We start from the raw sequence: 21,152 nt of genomic DNA on the forward strand, positions 1-21,152 counted from the left end.
ATCGATTAGTCACCCGAACAGGGAGAACATCTTGGCCGCAAAAATCCTCATGGTTCTGAGCGCAGGCATTATGTTTTTACTTGGCGTTGTTCACCTTGCCTATACGTTCTTGGGGAACAAGCTCACACCCCGTGATCCTGCGCTGCAAATGAGCATGGATCAAATCTCACCTGTCCTGACAAGACAAACCACCATGTGGCGTGCCTGGGTGGGCTTCAATGTCAGTCACAGCATGGGACTCATGCTGTTCGGTCTGGTGTTCGGTTTTCTCGCGCTGGCCCACGGCGACCTCCTCTTTCGGTCGCCGTTCCTGCTCGCTGTCGGGCTCGCAATGCTGGTGGCTTTTGTCGTGCTCGCCAAAGCTTACTGGTTCAGTGCACCCTTCACAGGCGTGAGCATTGCTTTGGCCTGCTATGTCGCGAGTATCGTGCTATCGCGGATCTGACCATACGTGTTAGCCGACCCGCTGGCCTAAGCATCCGCTGCGCGCGCCGCGGGCTCGACTTCGAACGCTTCGCCGGTTGCGAAGAACGTACCACCCGCGACGTAATGGCAAGTGCGTAGATCAGGGTCGTCGAAGTGCCAGCGATTGTCGGTATAGACCCGGCTGTCGGCATACGCGGCCACCACTTCGCCGATAAACAGATCGTGGCGCTGGCTCGCATCGGGGATGACCTTGCACTCCATCCACGTCACGCAACCGGCCAGCATGGGCACATCGATCTTCTGGCCGGGGAAAGTCTCCAGATCAAATGCAGCGAACTTGTCGAGCCCTTCGCCGGTATTCGAGCCCACCGCCAGGGTCTGCCTGGCGAATGCCACCGACGGCAACTGCAAACCGAACACACCGCTCGCCTCGATCAACTGGCGCGTTAGCGTGCGGCTGTCGATCACGACGACGATCTTCGGTGGATCGAAATCGAGTGGCATCGACCACGCTGCGGCCATGACATTCGAACGCCCGCCGTGTGCACTCGTGATCACCGTGACCGGACCGTGGTTCAGTAGCCGCGTCGCGCGCGACAAATCTACGTCTTTTCTCGTGGCTTCCATGTTTCGTCCTTCTGGTGCGATACGGCGCTGCGCTTCGATGCGCTCGCGCCCAACGATTCCCGTGGCTTCCGTGCGTACATTGCACTCACGGCATTGGACAGCATTCTAGACATCTATCCGTTCCTTCACACGTCCACGCCAGCAGGCCCCGCCGCGGTTATCATCGCAAGCACCCTGCTCCCTCTTCCGTCTCATCTGCAACGCTGATGAAAAAAATCGAATCGATCGTGCTCGCCGCCGATCTGGCCGGCACTGCGGTATTCGCCCTCGAAGGCGCCATTGTCGCGATGCGCCATGGGCTCGATCTGCTGGGCGTCATGGTGCTGTCGTTCGTGGTTGCGCTGGGCGGCGGTGTGATCCGCGACTTGCTGATCGGCGCCACGCCGCCCAACGCCGTGCGTGACTGGCGCTACCCGGTGCTCGCCTTTGTCACCGGCCTGCTGACCTTCGTCTTTCACGACACCGCCCGCGCACTTCCCTTCATGCCGATCATGACGCTCGATGCCGCCGGGCTCGCGCTGTTCGCCGTCGCGGGCGCACAGAAGGCGCTCGACTACCGCATCGGGCCGTTCATCGCGACCTTGATGGGCACTGTCACGGGTGTCGGTGGCGGCGTGGTTCGCGACATCCTGCTGGCGCGTGTGCCCATGGTGCTCGCCGCCGATATCTATGCGAGCGCCGCATTCGTCGGCGCCGTCGTGCTGGTAGCGGGCCGGCGGTTCGGCCTGTCGCCGATGCTTGCCGCGCTGCTGGGCGGCGGCGCGTGCTTTGCGTTGCGCATCCTCGCCGTGATGCACGGCTGGCAGTTGCCGAAGGCAACGCCTTGGTGAAGCGGTTCACCGTCTGCCATGCAGCCCGATACTGATGTCCGAATCTGGCCAGTCAAAGCAATCGATATTGGCTAAACTGGGCCTCCGCTGTCGGTCGCGTCTATTCGGGAAAGGTGCATGAACAACGATTCCATTTTTCGTCCCGTGCTGGAACGTGCATTGAGCCACTCGCTCGCGCACCTCGATAATCTGGCGCACAGCCCGGTCGCCGCCATTGCCAGCCTGCAAACGCTGCGCGAACGTCTCGCGAAGCCGCTGAACCCGCAGAGCCTGCCTGCCGAACAGATCGTCGATGAACTCGTTGCGGACACGGCCGGAGGAATTCTTGGTAGCGCAGGTGGACGGTTTTTCGGCTGGGTGATCGGCGGATCGTTACCCGCTGCGCTCGCGGCGGACTGGCTAACCAGTGCCTGGGACCAGAACGCCGCATCGTATTCTTGCGGGCCGGCCGAAGCGGTGATCGAAGAAGTCTGCGGCGAATGGCTGAAGGACCTGCTCGGCTTGCCGGCTCACGCGAGCTTTGCACTGACGAGCGGCTGCCAGATGGCCCACGTCACCGCGCTCGCAGCGGCACGTCATGCGCTGCTCGCGCGACGCGGCTGGCAGGTCGAACGCGATGGTCTGTTCGGCGCTCCAAGGCTGCGCATTCTTAGTAGCGATCAGTTCCATGGCAGCATCACGCGCGCCACGCGCATGCTCGGCCTCGGCACCGCGTCCGTCGTTGGCTTGCCCGCAAATCAGGCCGGGCAACTCGATGCCGCCACCCTCGAACACGCGCTGCAAGACAATCCCGACACGCTCACGATCGTGCTGCTGCAGGCAGGCGATCTGAACATCGGTGCCTACGATTGCTTCGCCGATCTGATTCCGCTTGCGCATCGCTACGACGCGTGGGTTCACGTCGACGGTGCGTTTGGCCTGTGGGCCAACGCCAGTGCGCAGCACCGGCATCGGCTGGCTGGTGTCGAACAGGCAGACTCGTGGACCACCGACGGCCACAAGTGGCTCAACGTCCCGTACGACAGTGGCTTTGCATTCGTCGCAAACGCCCAGGCGCATCGCAGTGCGATGTCGTACGAAGCGAGCTACATCACGCACAACGACGACGTACGCGAGCAGAAAGACTGGAACCCGGACTGGTCGCGGCGCGGCCGCGGTGTCGCCACCTACGCGGCGCTCCGGCAGCTCGGCCGCGAAGGTGTCGCGGCACTGATCGATCGCTGTTGCGATGCCGCACATCGCATCGCGACCGGCATCGGTGCGCTTCCCGGCGCGGAGCTGGTGTGGGAGCCGACGATCAACCAGGGCCTCGTTCGCTTTCTGGACCCAACGCCCGGCGCAACCGAACACGATCACGACACACGTACCGATGCCGTGACCGCCGCGGTACTCGCAAGCGGTGAAGCGCTGTTTAGCAATACGACCTGGCGCGGCAAGCGTTGCATGCGGATATCGGTGTGCAACTGGCAAACCGGCGCGCAGGATATCGCGCGTGCGGTGGCCGCCGTCGAGCAGAGCGTGCGTTCGCAGAACGATTAGGTTCACCGTCCATTCCATCGTCGTCGATGTTTCTCAATCTGCAGTCTCCGGAGCCACCATGTCTGAACTCACGCAAAAGTTTCGCGCGCTACACGTCAACACCTTGCCGCTTCGTCTGCCGAACGCATGGGATGCCGGCAGCGCCAGGCTGTTCGAGAGTCTTGGTGCACCGGCAATCGCAACAACCAGCGCTGGTGTCGCGTGGGCGATGGGCTACCCCGATAACCGCGCGCTGCCGGTGGAGCGTGTCATCGACGGTGCAGCGAATATGGTGCGCGTGCTGAAGGTCCCGCTATCCGTCGATATCGAGAACGGCTATTCCGACGACCCGCGTGCTGTCGCCGATCTTGCGCTGCGGCTCATCGATGTCGGTGTGTCCGGCATCAATATCGAAGACGGTCCCGACTCACCGAGTCTGCTCGCCGCCAAGATCGAAGCGATCAAGCAAGCCGCTGCGAAGGCCGGGCTGGATATCTTCGTCAACGCGCGGACCGATGTTTTTCTTGCCGGTCTCGTCGATGCGCCCGCACGACCCGGCGAGGCGATTGCACGCGGGTCGTTGTATCGGTCGGCCGGGACCGATGGTCTGTTCGTGCCCGCACTCCACGAGCCTGAGGCGATCAAGGCGGTGGTAGCCGCCGTCGATCTACCGGTCAACGTGATGGCATGGCCGGGCCTGCCCGCTGCCGCCGAACTCGGCGCGCTAGGCGTGCGGCGTCTGAGCGCCGGTTCCGGCATTCCGCAACTGCTCTGGGGGCAGGCCGAAAAACTGGCGCGCGAGTTTCTCGAAAGCGGCCGGTCCGAACCGATGTCGGAAGGCTCCATGCCGTACCCGCAGTTGCAGGGGTTGTTCAAGAACCTGTAGCGCGCGAATCTCGTCCGGCACGGCTACGTTTGAGGCTCCTTGAGCATCGTTGAGGCCGATGTCATAGCCCGGTAACAGGTCCTGGAATATAAGGTAAGTTTTTACAACCGGCCGCGGAGCGCTTGCGGCCGGCGATGACTTACTTCATACCGGCCTGTGCTTCCTGCGTTGCAGGAACCTTGCGCCGGCTTCCTCCCCCAAGGACGAGACAATCCATGTCGAACAAGAAGACTACCGATACCCCGTCAACCGAGCCCACCGCCACCGTTTCGCGTCGCGGCTTCCTCAAGCTCGCGGGCGCATCCGGATTTGCTACCGCCACCGGCAGCCTGACGTCGTCGGCCCGTGCGGCCACGGCCACGCCCGACGGCACACCGGAACAGATCCATCTGACGTGGGGCAACAATCCGGCAACGGAGGTCGTGATCTCGTGGGCATCGCTCGCACCGGCCACCAATCCGCGGGTGCACATCAGTTGTGGCGGTGAACGGAAAATCACCGTGCACGGCGTGCAACGCACCTATACCGACGGACTCAACGGCACGGTCGTGTTCACGTACCATGCGCGCCTGCACGGCCTGCACCACTCGACCGACTACGAATACGAAGTCACCGCCGACAACGACAGCAACGCGGGCCAGCCGTTTACCGCCAGCTTCCGCACCGCGCCACATGGCCGCGCACCGTTTCGCTGGACCAGCTACGGCGATCTCGCTACGCCGAACACCGGTTGGGTCCTGTCGTCGCCGCAAAGCCGCTTTGCCGTGCAGGCCGTCGAGCGTTTCCAGCCGCTGTTCCACCTGCTGAACGGCGATCTCTGCTACGCAAACCTGAACCCCACGCATCAGCCCGATGTGTGGCGCGACTTCGGCAACAACAACCAGACCTCGTCGGCGAATCGTCCGTGGATGCCCTGCCCGGGCAATCACGAGATCGAATTCAACAACGGTGAACAGGGCTACGAATCGTATCTGACGCGCTACACGCTGCCGGAGAACGGCACACGTTTTCCGGGCCGCTGGTACAGCTTCCGCGTCAGCTCGGTGCTGTTCATCTCGCTCGATGCCGACGACGTCGTGTACCAGGACGCAGCCGCATTCGTGGCGGGTCCGAGCCCGTTGGTGCCGGCTGCCAGCACCGGCAACCCGCCGATCGAACCGGGCACGTCGTTCTACGTGCGCGGCTATAGCAACGGCGAACAGACTCGCTGGCTCGAAAGAACGCTGCGCTGGGCTGCGGAAGATCGCGAGGTCGACTGGATCGTCGTGCAGATGCACCAGGACGCGCTCAGCTCGTCGAAGACCGGCAATGGCTCGGACAAGGGCATTCGCGAGGCGTGGCTGCCGCTGTTCGATCGTTATGGCGTCGACCTGGTGCTGTGCGGACACGATCACGACTACGAGCGCAGCTACCCTGTGCGCGGCTGCAATCACCACGCGGGCACCGACGTCGCAACGGGCCAGGTTGTGGATACGTTGCAACCGCGTCCCGTCCCGTCGCCGAGTCCCGACAGCACGCGCTTCGACACGACGCACGGCACGATCCACCTGATTCTGGGCGGTGGCGGCACGAGCGCGCCGCTCGACGTCTACGGCGTCGACCAGGGCGATGGCAAACCTCAAGCGCAGATATTCACGCGCCCCAACCGTCCGGTACCGAACACCGCCAAACCGGGCGCTTTCGTCCGCCCGGGTGCAGATGCTGTAGAAGACGCCATCTGGTCGGCACAACGCGACACTGGCACCGGCTACGGCATCGCCGTGTTCGATCACGATCCGGGCGAGCCGGGCGGCAAGACCACGATCACGATGAACTACTACCATGCGCCGGGCGCTGACCAGACGCCGACCGCGAACTACGAACTGTTCGAGACGATCGAGCTGTCGAAGCAACGGCGCGGCTGGTAAGTCGAGCGGTTCGGCGAATAGCCGCTTCCTTTCCGGTAGTACCTGCGGGGTTCGAGCTAGACACTCGAACCCCGCGTTGCATCGTGGTCAGGCATGACGAGGTTGTAGAATCAAACCCGCTGCCGATCTCCATGTCGCGCGGCAAACACCCAGTCAGTCGATATCACCTCGAAGCCAAGGAAACCTCGTGATGTTCCGGGCAAAACTCACACGACTCTTCATGCTGGCCTTCGCAGCCAGCCTGGGCACCTCGGCGGTATTCGCCGAGGCATCGTCCGTTGCAGTTCCTGTTCCGGGCGACGGTGGTGTCCCTGCGTTCTACAGCTGGGCCGACGAGGTGCCAGCAAAGCCCGGACAGATGTTGCGCAGCGAGCCGCTAACAGCCGAGCAAAGCCTCGCTGAAGCCGGGCAGGATATCCGCATCCTCTACACATCGACGGACGGTATCGACAACCGCACGCCGATCGTCGTATCCGGCGCACTGTTTCTGCCGAAGGGCACGCCGCCATCAGGCGGCTGGCCGTTGATGGCATGGGCGCACGGCACGGTCGGCAGCGCAGACGTGTGTGCGCCGTCGTTCACCAAACGTAGTGCACGCGACACCCGTTATCTGAACCATTGGCTCGCGCAGGGCTACGCGATCGTTGCAACCGACTACCAGGGTCTTGGCACACCTGGCCTGCATCCGTATGGACTTACACGTCCGCTCGCATACGGCGTGCTCGACAGCATTCGCGCGGTGACGCACGGCAGCTTCGATCTGTCGAAGCGCGTCGTCGTATTCGGACAATCGCAAGGTGGTCGCGCCGCGTTCGCGACGGCCGTCTATGCGAAGGACTATGCGCCCGAGCTGGAGATTGTCGGCGTGGTCTCGACGGGTACGCCGTACGCGGCCGTTCACGAGCGCGCCGACGATGCGGCGGTGGCCAACGCGCACAAATCGGTGGTGCCGACCTTCGCGTACGACATGCTGCGATTGAGCACCGCTGCGCTGCGCGATCCTTCATTCGTCCCCGCCGATTATCTGAACGACCGCGCAATGCCAGCATTCGAAACCAGTCAGCGCGATTGCCTGCATGCCATCGAACAGAAGATCGTCGCCGACGGACTCACGTTCGACACGAGCTTCAAGCGTTCGCCCAAATCGGCGCTCGCTGCGATCAGTCGTGAAGCCGCCTATCCGTCGCTGCAATCGGATATCCCGATCTTCGTCGGAACGGGTGGCAAGGATCTCGATGTGTTCGTGCCGGGACAGGTCGCGCTCGTCAACGGGGCATGCAAGGCGGGCGACCGGATCGAGTGGCATTACTATCCGGCGCTTGATCACTCGGGAACGGTGAACGGATCACTGCCCGATTCGACGCAATTTGTTGCAAGGGCATTTGCGGGTGAGCGTATTAGCGGCAATTGCGACGCTTTGCCAAAGCCTTAGTCTTAGCGGAATGCATGAAACGACAAGGCCGGCTTCACGCCGGCCTTGTCGTTTTAGCCGCCAAACTTCCGGACGACGACCTTACCTCCCGGTCAACGTCGACAACCGGATCGCCTCACCCATCTTGCGATACCCCGCGTCGTTCGGATGCAGGTGGTCGCCAAAATCGTACTCGGCGGCAATATGATCGGGATGCGCGGGGTCACGCACTACGGCGTCGAAATCGATCACACCATCGAACGTCCCGCTTTCCCGGATCCATCGATTCACCGCCTGACGCTCAACCTCACCTTCTTGCGTGAAATAGCCAGGGAATATCGTGCCGGCATACGGCGTGAGCGTAGCGCCCAACATCCGGATGCCGTGCGCATGCGCGCGATCGACCAGTTGATGCATGGCGGCCGTGATGTCATCGGCCGTCACGGCCTGGTCCGGAAGACCTGCCGAGCCCGGATGACCGATATCGTTGATCGATTCCATCAGGATGACGGTTCGAACGCCGGGCACCGACAGGACATCGCGATCAAAACGGGCCAGCGCCGCCGGACCGAACTGCACCTCGGGCAGATCATGCAGAATGCGGTTACCGCTAATGCCCGCATCCACGACGCCAAGCGGAATATGCGCATCCGCCAGGCGCTGTGCGAGCACATCCGGCCAACGGCGATTCGCATCGATCGTCGAGCCATAGCCATCGGTGATGGAATCGCCAAGCGTCACGACCGCGCCGATATTGGGCGCGTCGACCTCGATACCGCTAATGAAAAATCGTGCGGTACTGGTGGTCGCTTGCGGCAAAACAACCGCGGTAGTCGAATCGGCGCCACCCGACATATAGGAGGTGGCCTGACCAAGGGGATGCGTCGCAGCAGGGCCGGTATCGCTCGACACATACATGCTGACTGACAGACTGTCTAGCGCCTTCACGTCGAGGCTGACTGGATCGCTCAGCGCCGGCGCACCTACCGGTATGGTGATGGACGGTCGTCCGCCGAACGTCAGACGAAGGTCGGTGGATGGATCGATCGTTCCTGGCGTCTGCCCCGGTCGCGCAAGATGCGCGGAATCAATCACCAGCGGGGCGGTGCCCAACTCATTGGTAAAACGCACTCGCACTGCACGTCCGCCAATCGATAAGCGCACAACCTGACGGATGGTTTGCTTCGTAACTTCAGGGCCATTAGGAAAAGCAGGAGAAGCCCCCCAGCTTCCGACCCAATGCGCCTGGCTGGTTGACACGGATTGCGCGCCGGCCAGGGTGGCAAATCCGAGCAACATCGAAACGACAACTGCCGAGGTCGCGTTCAGTATCTTATGCATGGACATTCATCTCCTCCTGTTAGCTTTTGCGTTTTGCGTAGGGAAGCGTGTTTCAGCACCTAACAACGTCTCGCCAACCGATAACCACTCGGCGTACAACCCGTCACCCGCCGAAACGTGCTGCTGAAATGCGAGTGACTCGAGAAGCCCAACTCCACTGCGAGCGACGATAAGTCCTGCTCGCCTGACAGCAACCGCGTCTTCGCGAATTCGATGCGTTGCGCGAGCATGAACTGATAAGGCGAAACACCCATCGTCATGCGAAACACACGGCAAAAATAGTGTGCCGACATGCCGATCTCAGCCGCCATACCGGTCAGATTCACAGGCTCGCCCATACGGGCTTTCATGAAGTCGAGTACGCGTTTGACCTGCCAGTCGGCCATGCGCGCCGGCCGCGCAGCGGCCTCGTTCGTCGCGTCATAGCGCGTCAACAGATGCGCTGCGAGATAGGTACCTGCTGCATCGGTCAGCGCACGCGCAAGCGGATGCCCCGTGCTCGCGGTATCGATCAATCCGTGCACGGCGTTGGTCAACACTGGATCGTGAACAGCAAGCGGCATATGCAGCGCGAACGGACGACCGTCGGTCAGCGTCTCCAGCCAGTGTGGCCGCACGAACAGCAGCGTCAACCGCATCGCGCGATCCCATGACCAACGTTGCTCGACATCTGCCGGGCTGATCGAAATCTGTCCGCACGAACGAAAACCGCTTTCGCTGCGCTGGCCCAGCTTCCTGATCATCCGCGGGGATGCGGCTTCCTGAATGGCGACGCGCACCCAGCCAATGGGGACGTGGCTCCATCCGCCGGGCTGACAGTCGTAGCGCTGCACATGAATGCCTGCAGATTCAACCGTATCGACCAGACGATGCCCGTCGCGCTCGGCCTGCGCGCTGAAGTACGTCATCTCGTCGATGCCGTGCGAGAGGGACTGCTGCATCGTGGTTTCCTTTGTTCCAGAACATGCTATTCGGTGCCGTTCTTCGACAGCGGCACGCGCGGGCTCGTCACATGATAGCGAAACCGCCGATCGGCGTGATTCGACCCGACACACGTCGGGAATCACGTGCCAATCATGTTTCGTGCGCCATGCACCGCCAGTCCACCGCTCTACCAATGAATACCGACCCATCGAGACTCTCCGTTCAACCCCACAGCCCCGCCGTTTCGCTCGACTTGCGGACCACCCTGGCCATGGCGGTTGCTTGCGGCATCGCCATCGCGAACATCTACTACAACCAGCCGATGCTCGGCCTCATGGAAGCCAGTTTTCCGGGCGCCACGGCCATAACGGGTCTTGTCCCTACCGCAACCCAGCTCGGTTATGCGCTCGGACTGATCCTGCTGATACCGCTCGGCGACCGGATCGAGCGTCGACGCCTGATCTTTATGCAACTCGCGGCACTCGGTGTTGCGCTCGTCGCGCTGGCGCTTGCACCAAGCGCCTGGGCGCTGGTGGTGACATCGGCGGTGGTCGGCATCCTGTCGACGGTTGCGCAGCAGATCGTTCCATTCGCCGCGGAACTCGCCGAACCGCATCGTCGCGGCGCGACAATCGGTACGGTCATGAGCGGCCTGCTATGCGGGATTCTGTTTGCCCGCACGCTAGCGGGTTTCGTCGCGGCGCATTACGGCTGGCGCGCGATGTTTGGACTAGGCCCGTTGCTCGTCTTCGGCGCACTGCTATTGCTCGCTACCGTACTGCCGAAGTCCACCCCAAAAACCCAGGCACGCTATAGCGAACTGCTGCGCTCACTCGCCGACCTGTGGCGCGAAGAGCCCGAGTTGCGACGTGCAACTGCAGTGCAGGCGATGCTGTTCGCGTCGTTCAGTGCGTTCTGGACCCTGCTCACGCTGCACCTCGCGCGTGACTATCAGCTGGGTGCGGAAGTGGCCGGACTGTTCGGCATCATCGGCGCGGGCGGCGTGCTGATCGCACCGATGGCCGGCCGTTTCGCGGATCGCCGTGGACCGTATGCGGTGATCGGTCTGAGTTGCGTCGTGATGCTCGGGTCGTGGATCGTCTTTGCGTGCTGGGGGAGCATCGCGGGGTTGATCGCCGGGGTGATTCTGCTGGACTTCGGCCAGCAGGGCTCGCTCGTCTCGAACCAGCACGTGATCTACGCGCTGCGGCCTGAAGCGCGTAACCGCATGAATACGATCTTCATGGGCGGAATGTTTCTCGGCGCGGCGCTCGGTTCGGCGGGGGCCACGTTCGCGTGGCAAGTGGCGCGCTGGCCGGCAGTGTGTGCGATCGGCGGTGGGTTCGTGGCCATTGCGTTGGCCGCGCATAGTGCAGGTGCGCGCAGGTTGGCGCGGGCCCAGCAGGGCTGAGTTGAGCTAAGTGCGGTACAGAGGGATATCGCTGTATCGCAGGCTTTAGTTCGTCAGCGATGCCGCGACATCTTGACCACGGACACGGCCTCACGCTCGGTCCCACTGTTACGCATCTCGCGCATAAGCGTAATTCTCGCGGCAATGCTCGCCAGTACGGCGAGCGCACCGATCGTTTCGATGAATGCTGAGAGCATGGGGTTCTCCCTTTTTCATAAAGACATCGTCTGCGCATGGTTCTTCGCCAGTCACAACAAGCCCGGTGCATAGGCGCGGATGAAGAAAACCACAGTGATGCATGCGGTCAGCACTAAAGTCCCTGCACGAATGATGGACACCGGTGCACGCCGACCGATCTGCGCGCCGCCATACCCACCCGCGATCGCCGCAACCAGCATGACGAGCGTCTCGGGCCAGTGCACGACGCGTGCGGCGATAAAGATCAGTACCGCCATCGAGTTGGCCACGCTGACGAGCAACGTGCGCGGTGCACTCAAACGTTTCAGATCGCTGCTGTCGAGCAGACCCCAGACAGCAATCATCATGATGCCAACCGCGCCGCCAAAGTAACCGCCATAGATACCAAGCGCGAACTGTACGGCCAGAACAACTGAAGGACGAATCGTCCAGCGACGGCGCATCTGCTCGCCCAACTGGCGCCCAAAAGCGAGCGCAAGGCTCGCGAGCAGAAGCAGCCAGGGAAGCACGAAGTTAAACGCTTTCGGCGATGTGTATAGCAGCAGGATGGCGCCGAGCGCGCCGCCCGCCAGCGTCATCACCAGCAGCGGTCGAAGTGACACGGCCCCTACCGGCCCGAGCCCATCGCGATAGGCCCACGCACTCGCAAGACCGCCGGGGAACAACGCGACGGTGCTCGATGCATTCGCCTGAACCGATGGCACACCCGCAAAAATCAGCGCGGGAAGGCTCACGAACGACCCGCCACCGGCGAGCGCATTCATGGCTCCAGCGAGAAAACCAGCCCCAGCGACGAGTAAAAGTGAGTTCATGCGGCGATCGTAAGGACAAACCTCGGCTTTCACAATCTGGCAATTCCAATGCTAGACTTCGCGAAAACCGAAGGGATCGACAATGCGATTCGACCTCACCGACATGCGTTTATTCCTGACCGTGGTCGAACACGGCAGCCTCACTCAGGGCGCCCAGGCGATGAACCTGGCGCTTGCCTCGGTGAGCGAACGGATCTCCGGCATGGAATCCGCACTCGGTGCGCCGCTGCTCGAGCGAACCCGCCGCGGCATCCATCCGACCGCCGCCGGCGAGGCGCTGGTCCGGCATGCCCGCCTGATTCTCGGCAACGTTGAGCAGATGCGCGGCGAGTTGCGTGCGTACGCAACGGGATTGAAGGGCCGCGTCGGCTTGCTGTCGAATACCGCGGCGCTCGCCGCGTTCGTGCCTCAGCAGTTGCGCCGCTTTCTGGCGGCCTACCCCGACCTCTCCGTCGATCTTGACGAGCGCCCCAGCAACGAGATCGTGCTGGCGATTGCCGAAGGACGCGCCGACGTCGGCATCGTCGCCGACATCGCGGATCTCGCGATGCTGCAAACCCATCTGATCGCGCAAGATCAACTGATGGTCGTGGCAGGCAAAGACCACCGCATCGCATCGCAGGAACGTGTCGCGTTTGCGGATATCGTCGACGAAGCGTTTGTCGGTATCAAGGACACGGCGCTGGAAATCCATCTGGCGGAACGGGCTTCCCGCCTCGGCCGTCAGATCAACTACCGCGTGCAGCTTAGAAACGTGGAGCAGGTCGGGATGTTCGTCGAAGCGGGTATCGGTCTCGCGATCCTGTCCAAAGCGTTTATCGGCGAGCTACGTCATCCCGGTCTTGCAGTGCTGCCGATTCTCGATCCGTGGGCATCGCGCCAGCTTCATCTATGTGTTCGCGATTTCACCGCGCTTACGCCGCAAGCGGGGCTGCTCGTGCAACATCTGCTGGATGCGGGCACGTTGCCGGATGGCAAGCCGGCATAACATAGGTCACGCTCGGCGCTACACGCTAAAGTCGCTCAGACCTAAACCAGATCGCGAATCGCCACGTCGGGATCCACATCGGCCTCGTAGTCGATCCCTTCGATCCCGAATCCGAACAGCCGCAAAAACTCCTGCTTGTAGCCGGCGAAGTCCGTGAGTTCGTAGAGGTTCTCGCTCGTCACCTGGTCCCAGAGTTGCAGCACGCGCGCCTGCACGGCGGGATCGAGTTCCTTGTAGTCGGCACGCAGGCGGCCGTCCTGATCGATGTGCGGCGCACTGCCCGACAGACTGTCGCGGTAAAGCCCGTAGACCTGCTCGATACAGCCTTCGTGCGTGCCCTGCTCTTTCATCGCGCGGAATAGCAGCGACAGGTAGAGCGGCATCATCGGAATCGCCGAACTTGCTTGCGTTACCACCGCCTTCAGCACTGATACGCGCGCATCGCCGTTCACCGCTGCGAGCTTGCTGCGAATCTCGAGCGCGGCACGGTCCAGGTCTTTCTTTGCGGCTCCGATCGAACCGTCCCAGTAGATGTCGTGCGTGATCTTCTCGCCGATATACGTGAAGGCGGTCGTCTTCGCACCGTCGGCCAGCACACCGGCTTCGAGCAGCGCGTCGATCCACATTTGCCAGTCCTCGCCGCCCATCACCGCGACCGTGCTGTCGATCTCCTGCTGCGTCGCCGGTTGCAGCACGCTTTCCTTGATCGCTTCCTTGTCGGTATCGATCGTGCGTACGTTGACTTCGCGGCCGATCGGCTTGAGCGTCGAGTTGAACACCTCGCCGGTTTTGGGGTGCGTGCGTCGCGGCGCCGCGAGACTGTAAATCACCTGATCGACCTGGCCGAGATCGCGCTTGATGATGTCGATCGTCTGTTGCTTGATCGCGTCGGAAAAGCCGTCGCCATTGATGCTCTTTGCGTACAGCCCTTTAGCCGCTGCAAGCTGCTGGAAGGCCGCCGTGTTGTACCAACCCGGGCTACCTGGCTTGCCGTCGCTGGCGGCACGTTCGAAGAACACACCGAGTGTATCGGCGCCGCAACCGAAGGCGGCCGTGATGCGCGCGGCGAGCCCGTAACCGGTCGATGCGCCGATCACCAGTACCTTCTTCGCGCCGTGTTCGATCGGCCCTTGGGCCGTGACGTAGTCGACCTGTTCCTTGACGTTGGCTGCACAGCCGACGGGATGCGTAGTCACACAGATAAAGCCGCGTACGCGTGGTTTGATGATCATGACAACCTCGGTAATGAAATGCCCGATGAGGGCAGACGGCGCAACGCCAGGCGAGCATTGTAAATGACGCGATCCGCGTTCAATTTGATCTGCGGCGCGCAGCGGTTGCTTCAACTCACCCGCGGCTCCACACGAATGCGCGCGTTCGCCTCGAACTTCGCGCGATGTGTCGAGAAGAAAGTCCGCACGTTGCGAATATTCGAAGAGGCCCGAAACAGCCGGCGTGCGAGTTCGTCGTATTCGGGCATACCGGCCACCTCGGCGACGACGATGAAGTCCGGCCCCGGCGACACCCGATAGCATTGCGTCACCGCGGGCTCCGCGCAGATATATGTTTCGAAGGCGTCGAGATCTTCCGCGGCCTGGCGATCGAGACTCACTTCGACGAGCGCGATCAACGTTGTGCCGATCTTCGCGTGATCGAGTACTGCGATCTGCCGTTCTATTACGCCGGCTTCCTTGAGGTTGCGCACTCTGCGCAGGCAAGTCGGCGGCGACGCATGCACGCGGCCAGCCAGATCGAGGTTCGAGACCGACGAATCGGCTTGCAGGACTGCGAGAATCCGCAGGTCCAGGTCGTCCAGATAGATGCCCACTTGGTTGGCTCCCTGCGTCGCCTGATGATGAAATTAAATTTCATCACGGCTATCAATGCGCGTCCAGTTTCATTTACCGAATAATTCTGCAATTAAATTTCATTCCTGTCGATCTACCATCGCCTCACCGGTTCCAGCAGGGGCCATTCTGGAGAAACGCGATGTGTGGAATTGTCGGAGCGGTGGCACAACGGGACATCCTGCCCAACCTGGTCGACGGTCTCAAGCGCCTCGAATACCGTGGCTACGACTCGTGCGGTGTCGCCGTCTATCGCGACCGGCAGTTGCTGCGCGCACGCAGTGTCGATCGGGTGGCGAACCTGCAGGACGACATCGCGAAGCGCGCGCTGTCCGGCTATACCGGCATCGCGCACACCCGTTGGGCGACGCACGGAAAACCCGTGACCGAAAACGCCCATCCGCATTTTTCTCCCGATGAACAGACGCCGCGCATTGCGCTCTCGCACAACGGCATCATCGAGAACCACGATGCATTGCGCGCGATGCTGCAGGACCACGGCTATGTATTCACGAGTCAGACCGATAGCGAAGTCATCGCGCATCTGATCGATCATCTGTACGACGGCGATCTCTTCGAGGCCGTGCAACAGGCGGTGCGCCAGTTACGCGGCAGCTATGCGATTGCCGTGCTTTGCCGCGACGAACCGCATCGCGTGGTCGGGGCCCGCGATGGTATGCCGCTCGTGATCGGCGTCGGTGAAGGCGAAAACTTTCTGGCCTCGGATGCGATTGCGCTATCGAACGTCACGGACCGGATCGTCTACCTGGAAAACGGCGACGTCGTCGACGTGCAGTTGTATCGCTACGCGATTGCGAATGCGCAGGGCCAGCGCACCGAGCGTCCGGTGCATACCGTGGCCGCGCATAGCGGTGCCGCCGATCTCGGCCTCTATCGCTACTACATGCAGAAGGAAATCTTCGAACAGCCGCGCGCCGTGACCGACACGCTGCAGGACATCACGTCGATCATGCCCGAGCTGTTCGGCGACTCTGCGTGGCGCGTGCTGAACAGTGTCGATTCCGTGCTGCTGCTCGCGTGCGGCGGCAGCTACCATGCGGCGTTGACGGCGCGTTACTGGATCGAGAGTCTGGCGCGGTTGCCTGTCAGCGTCGAGATCGCCAGCGAATACCGCTATCGCGACGGCGTGCCGAATCCGAACACACTGGTCGTCGCGGTATCGCAAAGCGGCGAGACCGCCGATGTGCTCGGCGCGATGCAGGTGGCGACACAGCAAGGCATGCACAACACACTCGCGATCTGCAACGTGCCGAACAGCGCGCTGGCTCGTGAATGCGCATTGACGTTCTTCACGCGCGCCGGCATCGAGATCGGTGTTGCTTCGACGAAGGCCTTTACGACGCAACTCGTTGCGCTGTTTCTGCTCGCGCTCACGCTGGCGCAGGTGCGCGGGCGACTATCCGACGAAGATGAACAGCAGCATCTGCGGGCGCTTAGGCATCTGCCCGATGCGATGACGAAGGTGCTTGCACTGGAACCGCAGATCATCGCGTGGGCTGAAGAGCTGACTCGCAAGCAGAACATCCTCTTTCTCGGGCGCGGCATGCACTACCCCATCGCGATGGAAGGCGCGTTGAAGATGAAGGAGATTTCCTACATTCATGCGGAAGCGTATGCGGCGGGAGAATTGAAGCACGGTCCGCTTGCGTTGGTTAGCGATGAAATGCCTGTGGTCGCGGTTGCGCCTAACAATGCGCTGATCGAAAAGCTTAAGTCGAACATGCACGAGGTCAGCGCGCGTAGCGGGAAGCTTTTTGTCTTTGCTGATATCGACTGTGGGATTTCGCCGGGTGCCGGTATTGAGGTGATTCGGTTGACGGAGTACTACGGGCCGCTATCGCCGATCCTGCACACGATTCCGATGCAGTTGCTCGCTTTTCACGCGGCGCTCGCGCGGGGAACGGATATTGATAAGCCGAGGAATCTGGCGAAATCGGTGACGGTTGAGTAGGGGGGGGTGCCCGATTTCCGCGGTAAGTTTCGCGTCACAAGACAATATCGCAATTTGCAGCCTCAACTGAAAGCCTCCGGTCAAGTGAAGTTCGCATTAGCAGTGCCCTGGGACTTGTGGTGCGATATGTTGGATCAACGCGGCGGCGTCGTTCGCATCGGCACTAAAATGCCCTCAGCCACGCACGCGGTTACGCGACGCTCTCTATACCTCCGGCTTGCTCTTCCGCCCCAATGTCACCTCAAGCCAACGGCTCGTTGTTCACTGCGGTTCTACCGCAACCCCAAAGTAGGCGATGCGCACTGCGTCCTGAAATGCGTTGGGTAATTGCCCTAGACTGTGGAGGCGCTCGACGTAACTCACAGCTGCGAATGGTTTGTTCTTTCCAGGTGCTTGATAACCCAACAAGCCCTCAAGGTCCGGAGATACAAGGTGCACTTGGGCGACTCCATTCGGCAAGAGAGCGAGAATTCTCCGGTTTTCCGCTTGCGAGACGGCGTTCCCCGAGTCTTCATCATGAAGCACGCGATACGGAATATCGAATGCGTTGAGCACCCTAAGAAACGCAACAATATTGTTTTTCCCGTTGCAGTCAATTAGCGCCACTTCGCGACGCAGCCGCGGATGTCGCTCAAATAGCCCCATCAGCTCTGCCGCACGCTCGAATGCGGCGATGGCGCTGAACTCCTCCAGCAATACCACGCGCTTTGCGAAGAAAAGCTCATTGACTGTCGGGTCGAACTTCGCAACTGTGTTCAAGCGAAGCTTATCAGCGTGGTTTCCTTCACCGGGAAACAACTCTTCGGTCACTTGATTGACCGCCGTATCCCCCTGAGCATTCTTGAACATTCGTACAATTGCGCGATAGTTGTCAGCGATGTCCAGAAAAATTGGAGAGTGCGTACAACACGCAACCTGCGTTCCCCCTTGCGAGGCGAGCCGCTGCAACACGTCCCGCATGAGCCGCTCCATTTGCGGATGGAGATAGAGCTCGGGTTCTTCGACGAGCAGTATCGTAGACCGGCGCGGTCCAACTTGAATTCCGGCCGCCGGCTCTGCCTGGGCATCAGCTAGCTGCTGTAGGAGCGTGATAATTAGAGTTCGCTGAAGGCCGTGGCCTTGATGACCCACTTCGGTTTCGATTCCAGCAAGTGTGTCGCGAATCACCAGGGACGTTGATGGAAGCACCATCGTGCGAGTCTGAGGCGCTTCCGTGCGTATCACCGCGTGGCCGCCAACCACCTCGTTCAGGCTTCGATTGATACGCTCCTGAAGGTCTCTGACTTCTTGTGCCTGGCGTTCAGGATGTGCTTCATCTGGCCTAAATAGGGCGAGCACCTCGTCCATCGCCGCCTGAAGGCGCGTCATTTCCGGACGCTGCATCAGGCTGCGTTCGATAATTAGGTTCACAAGCTTGCCAAATGTCGACGCGTCCTTCGCGTTCGTCTCGTCGCTGGCCTCCTGTACTGCTCTCACCAGTATCGGACGCGGAAGGATGGAGTTAGCATTGCTCTTCCAGTTCCCTCCACCGCCCGGGTTAGGCACCCAGTTCGGTGCGTCTCGCACAATCAGGTCCGGACGCTGTTGGCGCACCACGGCTCTGAGAGCATCCTTTTGTACAGCGTTCGGGCGCGCTCCACGGTCCTGCAAAGCCTCGATTAGAGGTCGATATTGCTCAGGAAACGCTCCCCAAGTATTGTCTGCTTCGGGCCAATCGACGAACCGCTCCGTGCTCGAATATGAGAAAAGTTGCTCCTTCCATCCGCCGGCTTCGCCATCATTGCCTGCCTCGTACCAGTACTTCTTTTTCAAGATCCATCGCTCACCGTCCATACGTCCACGAACGGCAGTTTGATCCTTCTCTTCGTCACTCAAGTTATCGAAATACCCGGTGAGTTCGATAGCACGCGGCTCCTCCGCTTGATGCCTTCGAAACAGTGACACGTCTTTGATCGCGCTTCCGCTGAGAAAAGTGGCAATCGCTGACAGAACCGATGATTTTCCAACATTGTTCTCGCCGATGAGGACGAGCATGTCCGTCCACTCAAGCCTCGCGTACTCGATACATTTGAAGTTGCGAATTTCGAAACGCACTAACCTCATTGTCTCCTCCATCGATGTTCTGGATAACCTCTCCGAAATATATTTTGCTGTTCTTCAAGTAGAGCTTCGTTTTTTGCGAGCGTCGTGTGTCACCAATCGGACTCGCGCAAACAGACGCGCCATCCTGCCCCAAGGTTCTGGAGTGATTTCAGTGGGTATTCCGATCTCCGCTTTTCTTCGATAAAACGTCACTGTTCGGCTACCTTACCGGTAGTCGCAATTTCCGTAAGGACCACCTTCTGGTCGGTGTACCACCGGAGGAGGCACTCGCGGTCATGGCATTGCTGTTCGCGGTAATTCCATTGCGCGCGGGACCGCTCCTTGAATGCGGCGGAATCATTCGTCGCTGCCTTTGCCTTGGCAAAAATGGCTGCTAACTGAACGTCGTCAGCGGCTAGTTCTGCATCACCGCAAATGATGTGCTCGGCATCGGAGCGTGCATTTTCACAGTTAAAACTTGCCTGCAAAGAGGACGCCATCGGTGCAGGTTGTGATGCAACTGTCGCCATCGGCGCGTCTCCACCGGTCCCCGTTCCGTTCTCTTGTACCCAACTGGCCAACGGGGTCGCACTCAGAGGCAGGTCCGGCCATTGGTACGACCTTGTGGAGGCGTTGCCGGAGGAGCTTGAGATTTCCTTCACGATAATCACCCCTTTGCCAGTCGCGACGTTGATGGCGAAAGCAGCCTGATCGCTGTTGCACGCATGTTCTTTACATCCCTGCGCGACCATGTAGCCGCCTTGCAACTGCATGCCCGCAGAGTTGGTAACGGCGAGCCGCTCCGAGATTTTCCTCCACTCGGTGCGCGAGATGCCGTTGAACGCGGACCGGAAGCGCTTGTCGTTCACGACGTCTGAAGGATACTTGCCTGCTAGCCAGCTGAAGTCCTCGACTGGCTGGCTTCGATTGTCTGCCGGAGCGGCGACCACGCCCGGCGCCGTGCCAATCGTACCGGCGGTTGCGGGCGTAACAGCGTCTGCCTGGTGCGTGACCTGCTCGACAGCGCCGTAAGGAGTGGCTTGATGCGGATACACGATCAGGGTATATGCAGCAGCAGCCGCGACGGCTGCCGCAAAGCCTGCTGCCTTGAGTGGAACGTAGTCGTTGTGAGCACGTACGGTCGGTCGGGGCGTCACTTCCACCACTAGCTGAGACTCAAACCATTCGTTCGCTTCCTCAATCGCTTCGGAGGCGACCGCTTTCTTACGGATGAAGCTGAATGCCTTGTACCCCCCATATGCAAGTGCGAGTCCGGTCAGAGCGAGCCCGGTGGGCACGCTTAATACGACAATCAGCAGGCTTCCCAACAGCCCTGCAAACAGGGGACCCATGAAGTCCGGGGCGCGCGGCCATGCACGCACTCTCGCCAAAAGAGTGCCTGCGGCGGTCTGTAGATCGCGGTAGCCTCCGCGAGCAGCAGCACATCGCCGCTCCAGCTCGTAAACCGCCAACATGGCTTTCTCTTTCTCGGCAAGAGAAACTGTCCCAATATCAATGGCCAGCTTGACGGCTTTCGTCGTCAGCGACAAATCGTGAGACAGCGTGTTGAGGAACGGTTGATGCTCTTCAAGAGTAACGGCTTCGCTGATGTCGGCCTCATCAACGTAAACGCCGTGCGAGAAGAAATACTGCAACAGGGCGTTTGTTGTGCGAGCTCGCACCATATGCACAAACTCCTGTGTCGCCTGTTCCCTTTTCGAAAGATTTTCAGTATTCATATATCCAAAGCCCGTGCTCGCGGTCGCGCCGGGACCAGCCCGGCGATTTGATTTCTAGCCTCTTAGATTTGTCATGCATCTGACTCCGGTTCTCGGAATATTTGCTGAGACACAATCGCGCATGTTGTAGGTGAAGCACTTCCCACCGAAAGACGCGCTGATTCCGCTTTTGCTGAGATCGATGCGGATACTAGGCGCAATTTTTATGCGCTTCCTGACGCCTCAACCCATGT

At 60.8% G+C, this 21,152-nt stretch carries 19 protein-coding genes; 9 read left to right on the plus strand and 10 right to left on the minus strand.

Annotated elements, in window-relative coordinates; all coding sequences use genetic code 11:
* The first annotated feature begins 31 nt into the window (after nt 1–31).
* On the plus strand, nt 32–445 hold the full coding sequence (locus BWP39_RS26190) for an LIC_13387 family protein (RefSeq protein ID WP_096725155.1): 414 nt from the start codon (nt 32–34) through the stop codon (nt 443–445).
* Between the two features lie 26 nt (nt 446–471).
* Here the strand turns inward: BWP39_RS26190 and BWP39_RS26195 are convergent, their stop codons facing one another.
* The gene (locus BWP39_RS26195) at nt 472–1,053 is read right to left on the minus strand and encodes a flavin reductase family protein (protein WP_096725156.1); all 582 of its coding nucleotides are present in this window, start codon (nt 1,051–1,053) and stop codon (nt 472–474) included.
* Between the two features lie 206 nt (nt 1,054–1,259).
* Between BWP39_RS26195 and BWP39_RS26200 the strand changes: the two genes are divergently transcribed.
* The 5 genes from BWP39_RS26200 to BWP39_RS26220 all read left to right on the plus strand — a co-directional run bounded on the left by BWP39_RS26200 (nt 1,260) and on the right by BWP39_RS26220 (nt 7,626).
* Nucleotides 1,260–1,883: a trimeric intracellular cation channel family protein gene (locus BWP39_RS26200; RefSeq protein WP_096725157.1), complete on the plus strand. Its 624-nt coding sequence runs from the start codon at nt 1,260–1,262 to the stop codon at nt 1,881–1,883.
* 117 nt (nt 1,884–2,000) lie between these two features.
* Nucleotides 2,001–3,422 carry a pyridoxal phosphate-dependent decarboxylase family protein gene (locus tag BWP39_RS26205; RefSeq protein WP_096725158.1) on the plus strand — a complete coding sequence of 474 codons (1,422 nt, stop codon included), beginning with the start codon at nt 2,001–2,003 and terminating at the stop codon, nt 3,420–3,422.
* A 58-nt stretch (nt 3,423–3,480) separates the two neighbouring features.
* A complete protein-coding gene (locus BWP39_RS26210; protein WP_096725159.1) occupies nt 3,481–4,287 on the plus strand; it encodes an isocitrate lyase/PEP mutase family protein in 807 nt (268 codons plus the stop codon).
* A 215-nt stretch (nt 4,288–4,502) separates the two neighbouring features.
* Nucleotides 4,503–6,194 carry a fibronectin type III domain-containing protein gene (locus tag BWP39_RS26215; RefSeq protein WP_096725160.1) on the plus strand — a complete coding sequence of 564 codons (1,692 nt, stop codon included), beginning with the start codon at nt 4,503–4,505 and terminating at the stop codon, nt 6,192–6,194.
* 190 nt (nt 6,195–6,384) lie between these two features.
* Nucleotides 6,385–7,626 carry a lipase family protein gene (locus BWP39_RS26220; protein WP_170043904.1) on the plus strand — a complete coding sequence of 414 codons (1,242 nt, stop codon included), beginning with the start codon at nt 6,385–6,387 and terminating at the stop codon, nt 7,624–7,626.
* An 81-nt stretch (nt 7,627–7,707) separates the two neighbouring features.
* Here BWP39_RS26220 and BWP39_RS26225 read toward each other — a convergent pair whose 3' ends face one another.
* The gene (locus tag BWP39_RS26225) at nt 7,708–8,952 is read right to left on the minus strand and encodes an SGNH/GDSL hydrolase family protein (protein ID WP_096725161.1); all 1,245 of its coding nucleotides are present in this window, start codon (nt 8,950–8,952) and stop codon (nt 7,708–7,710) included.
* 53 nt (nt 8,953–9,005) lie between these two features.
* Nucleotides 9,006–9,887 carry a helix-turn-helix transcriptional regulator gene (locus BWP39_RS26230; RefSeq protein ID WP_157915185.1) on the minus strand — a complete coding sequence of 294 codons (882 nt, stop codon included), beginning with the start codon at nt 9,885–9,887 and terminating at the stop codon, nt 9,006–9,008.
* 254 nt (nt 9,888–10,141) lie between these two features.
* Between BWP39_RS26230 and BWP39_RS26235 the strand changes: the two genes are divergently transcribed.
* Nucleotides 10,142–11,281: an MFS transporter gene (locus BWP39_RS26235; protein ID WP_207557113.1), complete on the plus strand. Its 1,140-nt coding sequence runs from the start codon at nt 10,142–10,144 to the stop codon at nt 11,279–11,281.
* Between the two features lie 53 nt (nt 11,282–11,334).
* On the opposite strand, the gene BWP39_RS31780 is transcribed toward BWP39_RS26235, so the two are convergent.
* Together BWP39_RS31780 and BWP39_RS26240 are read right to left on the minus strand one after the other, a co-directional pair.
* Nucleotides 11,335–11,478, minus strand: coding sequence for a hypothetical protein (locus BWP39_RS31780; RefSeq protein ID WP_157915186.1), 144 nt, complete (start codon nt 11,476–11,478; stop codon nt 11,335–11,337).
* A 51-nt stretch (nt 11,479–11,529) separates the two neighbouring features.
* Complete coding sequence (locus tag BWP39_RS26240) at nt 11,530–12,291, minus strand: sulfite exporter TauE/SafE family protein (protein ID WP_096725164.1); 762 nt, start codon at nt 12,289–12,291, stop codon at nt 11,530–11,532.
* 82 nt (nt 12,292–12,373) lie between these two features.
* Here BWP39_RS26240 and BWP39_RS26245 point away from each other — a divergent pair, with 82 nt between their 5' ends.
* Nucleotides 12,374–13,279, plus strand: coding sequence for a LysR family transcriptional regulator (locus BWP39_RS26245; protein ID WP_096725165.1), 906 nt, complete (start codon nt 12,374–12,376; stop codon nt 13,277–13,279).
* Between the two features lie 41 nt (nt 13,280–13,320).
* Here the strand turns inward: BWP39_RS26245 and fabV are convergent, their stop codons facing one another.
* Both fabV and BWP39_RS26255 read right to left on the minus strand, forming a co-directional pair.
* On the minus strand, nt 13,321–14,511 hold the full coding sequence (gene fabV, locus BWP39_RS26250) for an enoyl-ACP reductase FabV (protein ID WP_096726186.1): 1,191 nt from the start codon (nt 14,509–14,511) through the stop codon (nt 13,321–13,323).
* A gap of 110 nt (nt 14,512–14,621) precedes the next feature.
* The gene (locus BWP39_RS26255) at nt 14,622–15,107 is read right to left on the minus strand and encodes an Lrp/AsnC family transcriptional regulator (RefSeq protein WP_096725166.1); all 486 of its coding nucleotides are present in this window, start codon (nt 15,105–15,107) and stop codon (nt 14,622–14,624) included.
* A 161-nt stretch (nt 15,108–15,268) separates the two neighbouring features.
* On the opposite strand from BWP39_RS26255, the gene glmS reads away from it, so the two are divergent.
* Nucleotides 15,269–17,098: a glutamine--fructose-6-phosphate transaminase (isomerizing) gene (gene glmS / locus BWP39_RS26260; RefSeq protein ID WP_096725167.1), complete on the plus strand. Its 1,830-nt coding sequence runs from the start codon at nt 15,269–15,271 to the stop codon at nt 17,096–17,098.
* 261 nt (nt 17,099–17,359) lie between these two features.
* Here the strand turns inward: glmS and BWP39_RS26265 are convergent, their stop codons facing one another.
* From BWP39_RS26265 to BWP39_RS32170, 3 genes are all read right to left on the minus strand, one after another.
* Nucleotides 17,360–19,213 (minus strand): ATP-dependent nuclease, encoded by a 1,854-nt coding sequence (locus BWP39_RS26265; protein ID WP_328590126.1) that lies wholly within the window; start codon nt 19,211–19,213, stop codon nt 17,360–17,362.
* A 176-nt stretch (nt 19,214–19,389) separates the two neighbouring features.
* Complete coding sequence (locus BWP39_RS26270; RefSeq protein ID WP_207557114.1) at nt 19,390–20,919, minus strand: lysozyme inhibitor LprI family protein; 1,530 nt, start codon at nt 20,917–20,919, stop codon at nt 19,390–19,392.
* Nucleotides 20,920–20,973: 54 nt separating this feature from the next.
* Entirely contained in the window at nt 20,974–21,126 is a 153-nt protein-coding gene (locus BWP39_RS32170; protein ID WP_207557255.1) for a DUF4236 domain-containing protein, read from the minus strand.
* Nucleotides 21,127–21,152 lie beyond the last annotated feature (26 nt).

Source organism: Paraburkholderia acidicola (genome assembly GCF_002362315.1).
GTDB lineage: Bacteria > Pseudomonadota > Gammaproteobacteria > Burkholderiales > Burkholderiaceae > Paraburkholderia > Paraburkholderia acidicola.

Coding starts and splice junctions, on each gene's coding strand:
- BWP39_RS26225 (WP_096725161.1), bottom strand. CDS start 8,952: ATGTCCATGCATAAGATACTGAACGCGACCTCGGCAGTTGTCGTTTCG.
- glmS (WP_096725167.1), top strand. CDS start 15,269: ATGTGTGGAATTGTCGGAGCGGTGGCACAACGGGACATCCTGCCCAAC.
- fabV (WP_096726186.1), bottom strand. CDS start 14,511: ATGATCATCAAACCACGCGTACGCGGCTTTATCTGTGTGACTACGCAT.
- BWP39_RS26270 (WP_207557114.1), bottom strand. CDS start 20,919: ATGAATACTGAAAATCTTTCGAAAAGGGAACAGGCGACACAGGAGTTT.
- BWP39_RS26220 (WP_170043904.1), top strand. CDS start 6,385: ATGTTCCGGGCAAAACTCACACGACTCTTCATGCTGGCCTTCGCAGCC.
- BWP39_RS26245 (WP_096725165.1), top strand. CDS start 12,374: ATGCGATTCGACCTCACCGACATGCGTTTATTCCTGACCGTGGTCGAA.
- BWP39_RS26205 (WP_096725158.1), top strand. CDS start 2,001: ATGAACAACGATTCCATTTTTCGTCCCGTGCTGGAACGTGCATTGAGC.
- BWP39_RS26235 (WP_207557113.1), top strand. CDS start 10,142: ATGGCGGTTGCTTGCGGCATCGCCATCGCGAACATCTACTACAACCAG.
- BWP39_RS26215 (WP_096725160.1), top strand. CDS start 4,503: ATGTCGAACAAGAAGACTACCGATACCCCGTCAACCGAGCCCACCGCC.
- BWP39_RS26195 (WP_096725156.1), bottom strand. CDS start 1,053: ATGGAAGCCACGAGAAAAGACGTAGATTTGTCGCGCGCGACGCGGCTA.
- BWP39_RS26240 (WP_096725164.1), bottom strand. CDS start 12,291: ATGAACTCACTTTTACTCGTCGCTGGGGCTGGTTTTCTCGCTGGAGCC.
- BWP39_RS31780 (WP_157915186.1), bottom strand. CDS start 11,478: ATGCTCTCAGCATTCATCGAAACGATCGGTGCGCTCGCCGTACTGGCG.
- BWP39_RS26230 (WP_157915185.1), bottom strand. CDS start 9,887: ATGCAGCAGTCCCTCTCGCACGGCATCGACGAGATGACGTACTTCAGC.
- BWP39_RS26265 (WP_328590126.1), bottom strand. CDS start 19,213: ATGGAGGAGACAATGAGGTTAGTGCGTTTCGAAATTCGCAACTTCAAA.
- BWP39_RS26200 (WP_096725157.1), top strand. CDS start 1,260: ATGAAAAAAATCGAATCGATCGTGCTCGCCGCCGATCTGGCCGGCACT.
- BWP39_RS26210 (WP_096725159.1), top strand. CDS start 3,481: ATGTCTGAACTCACGCAAAAGTTTCGCGCGCTACACGTCAACACCTTG.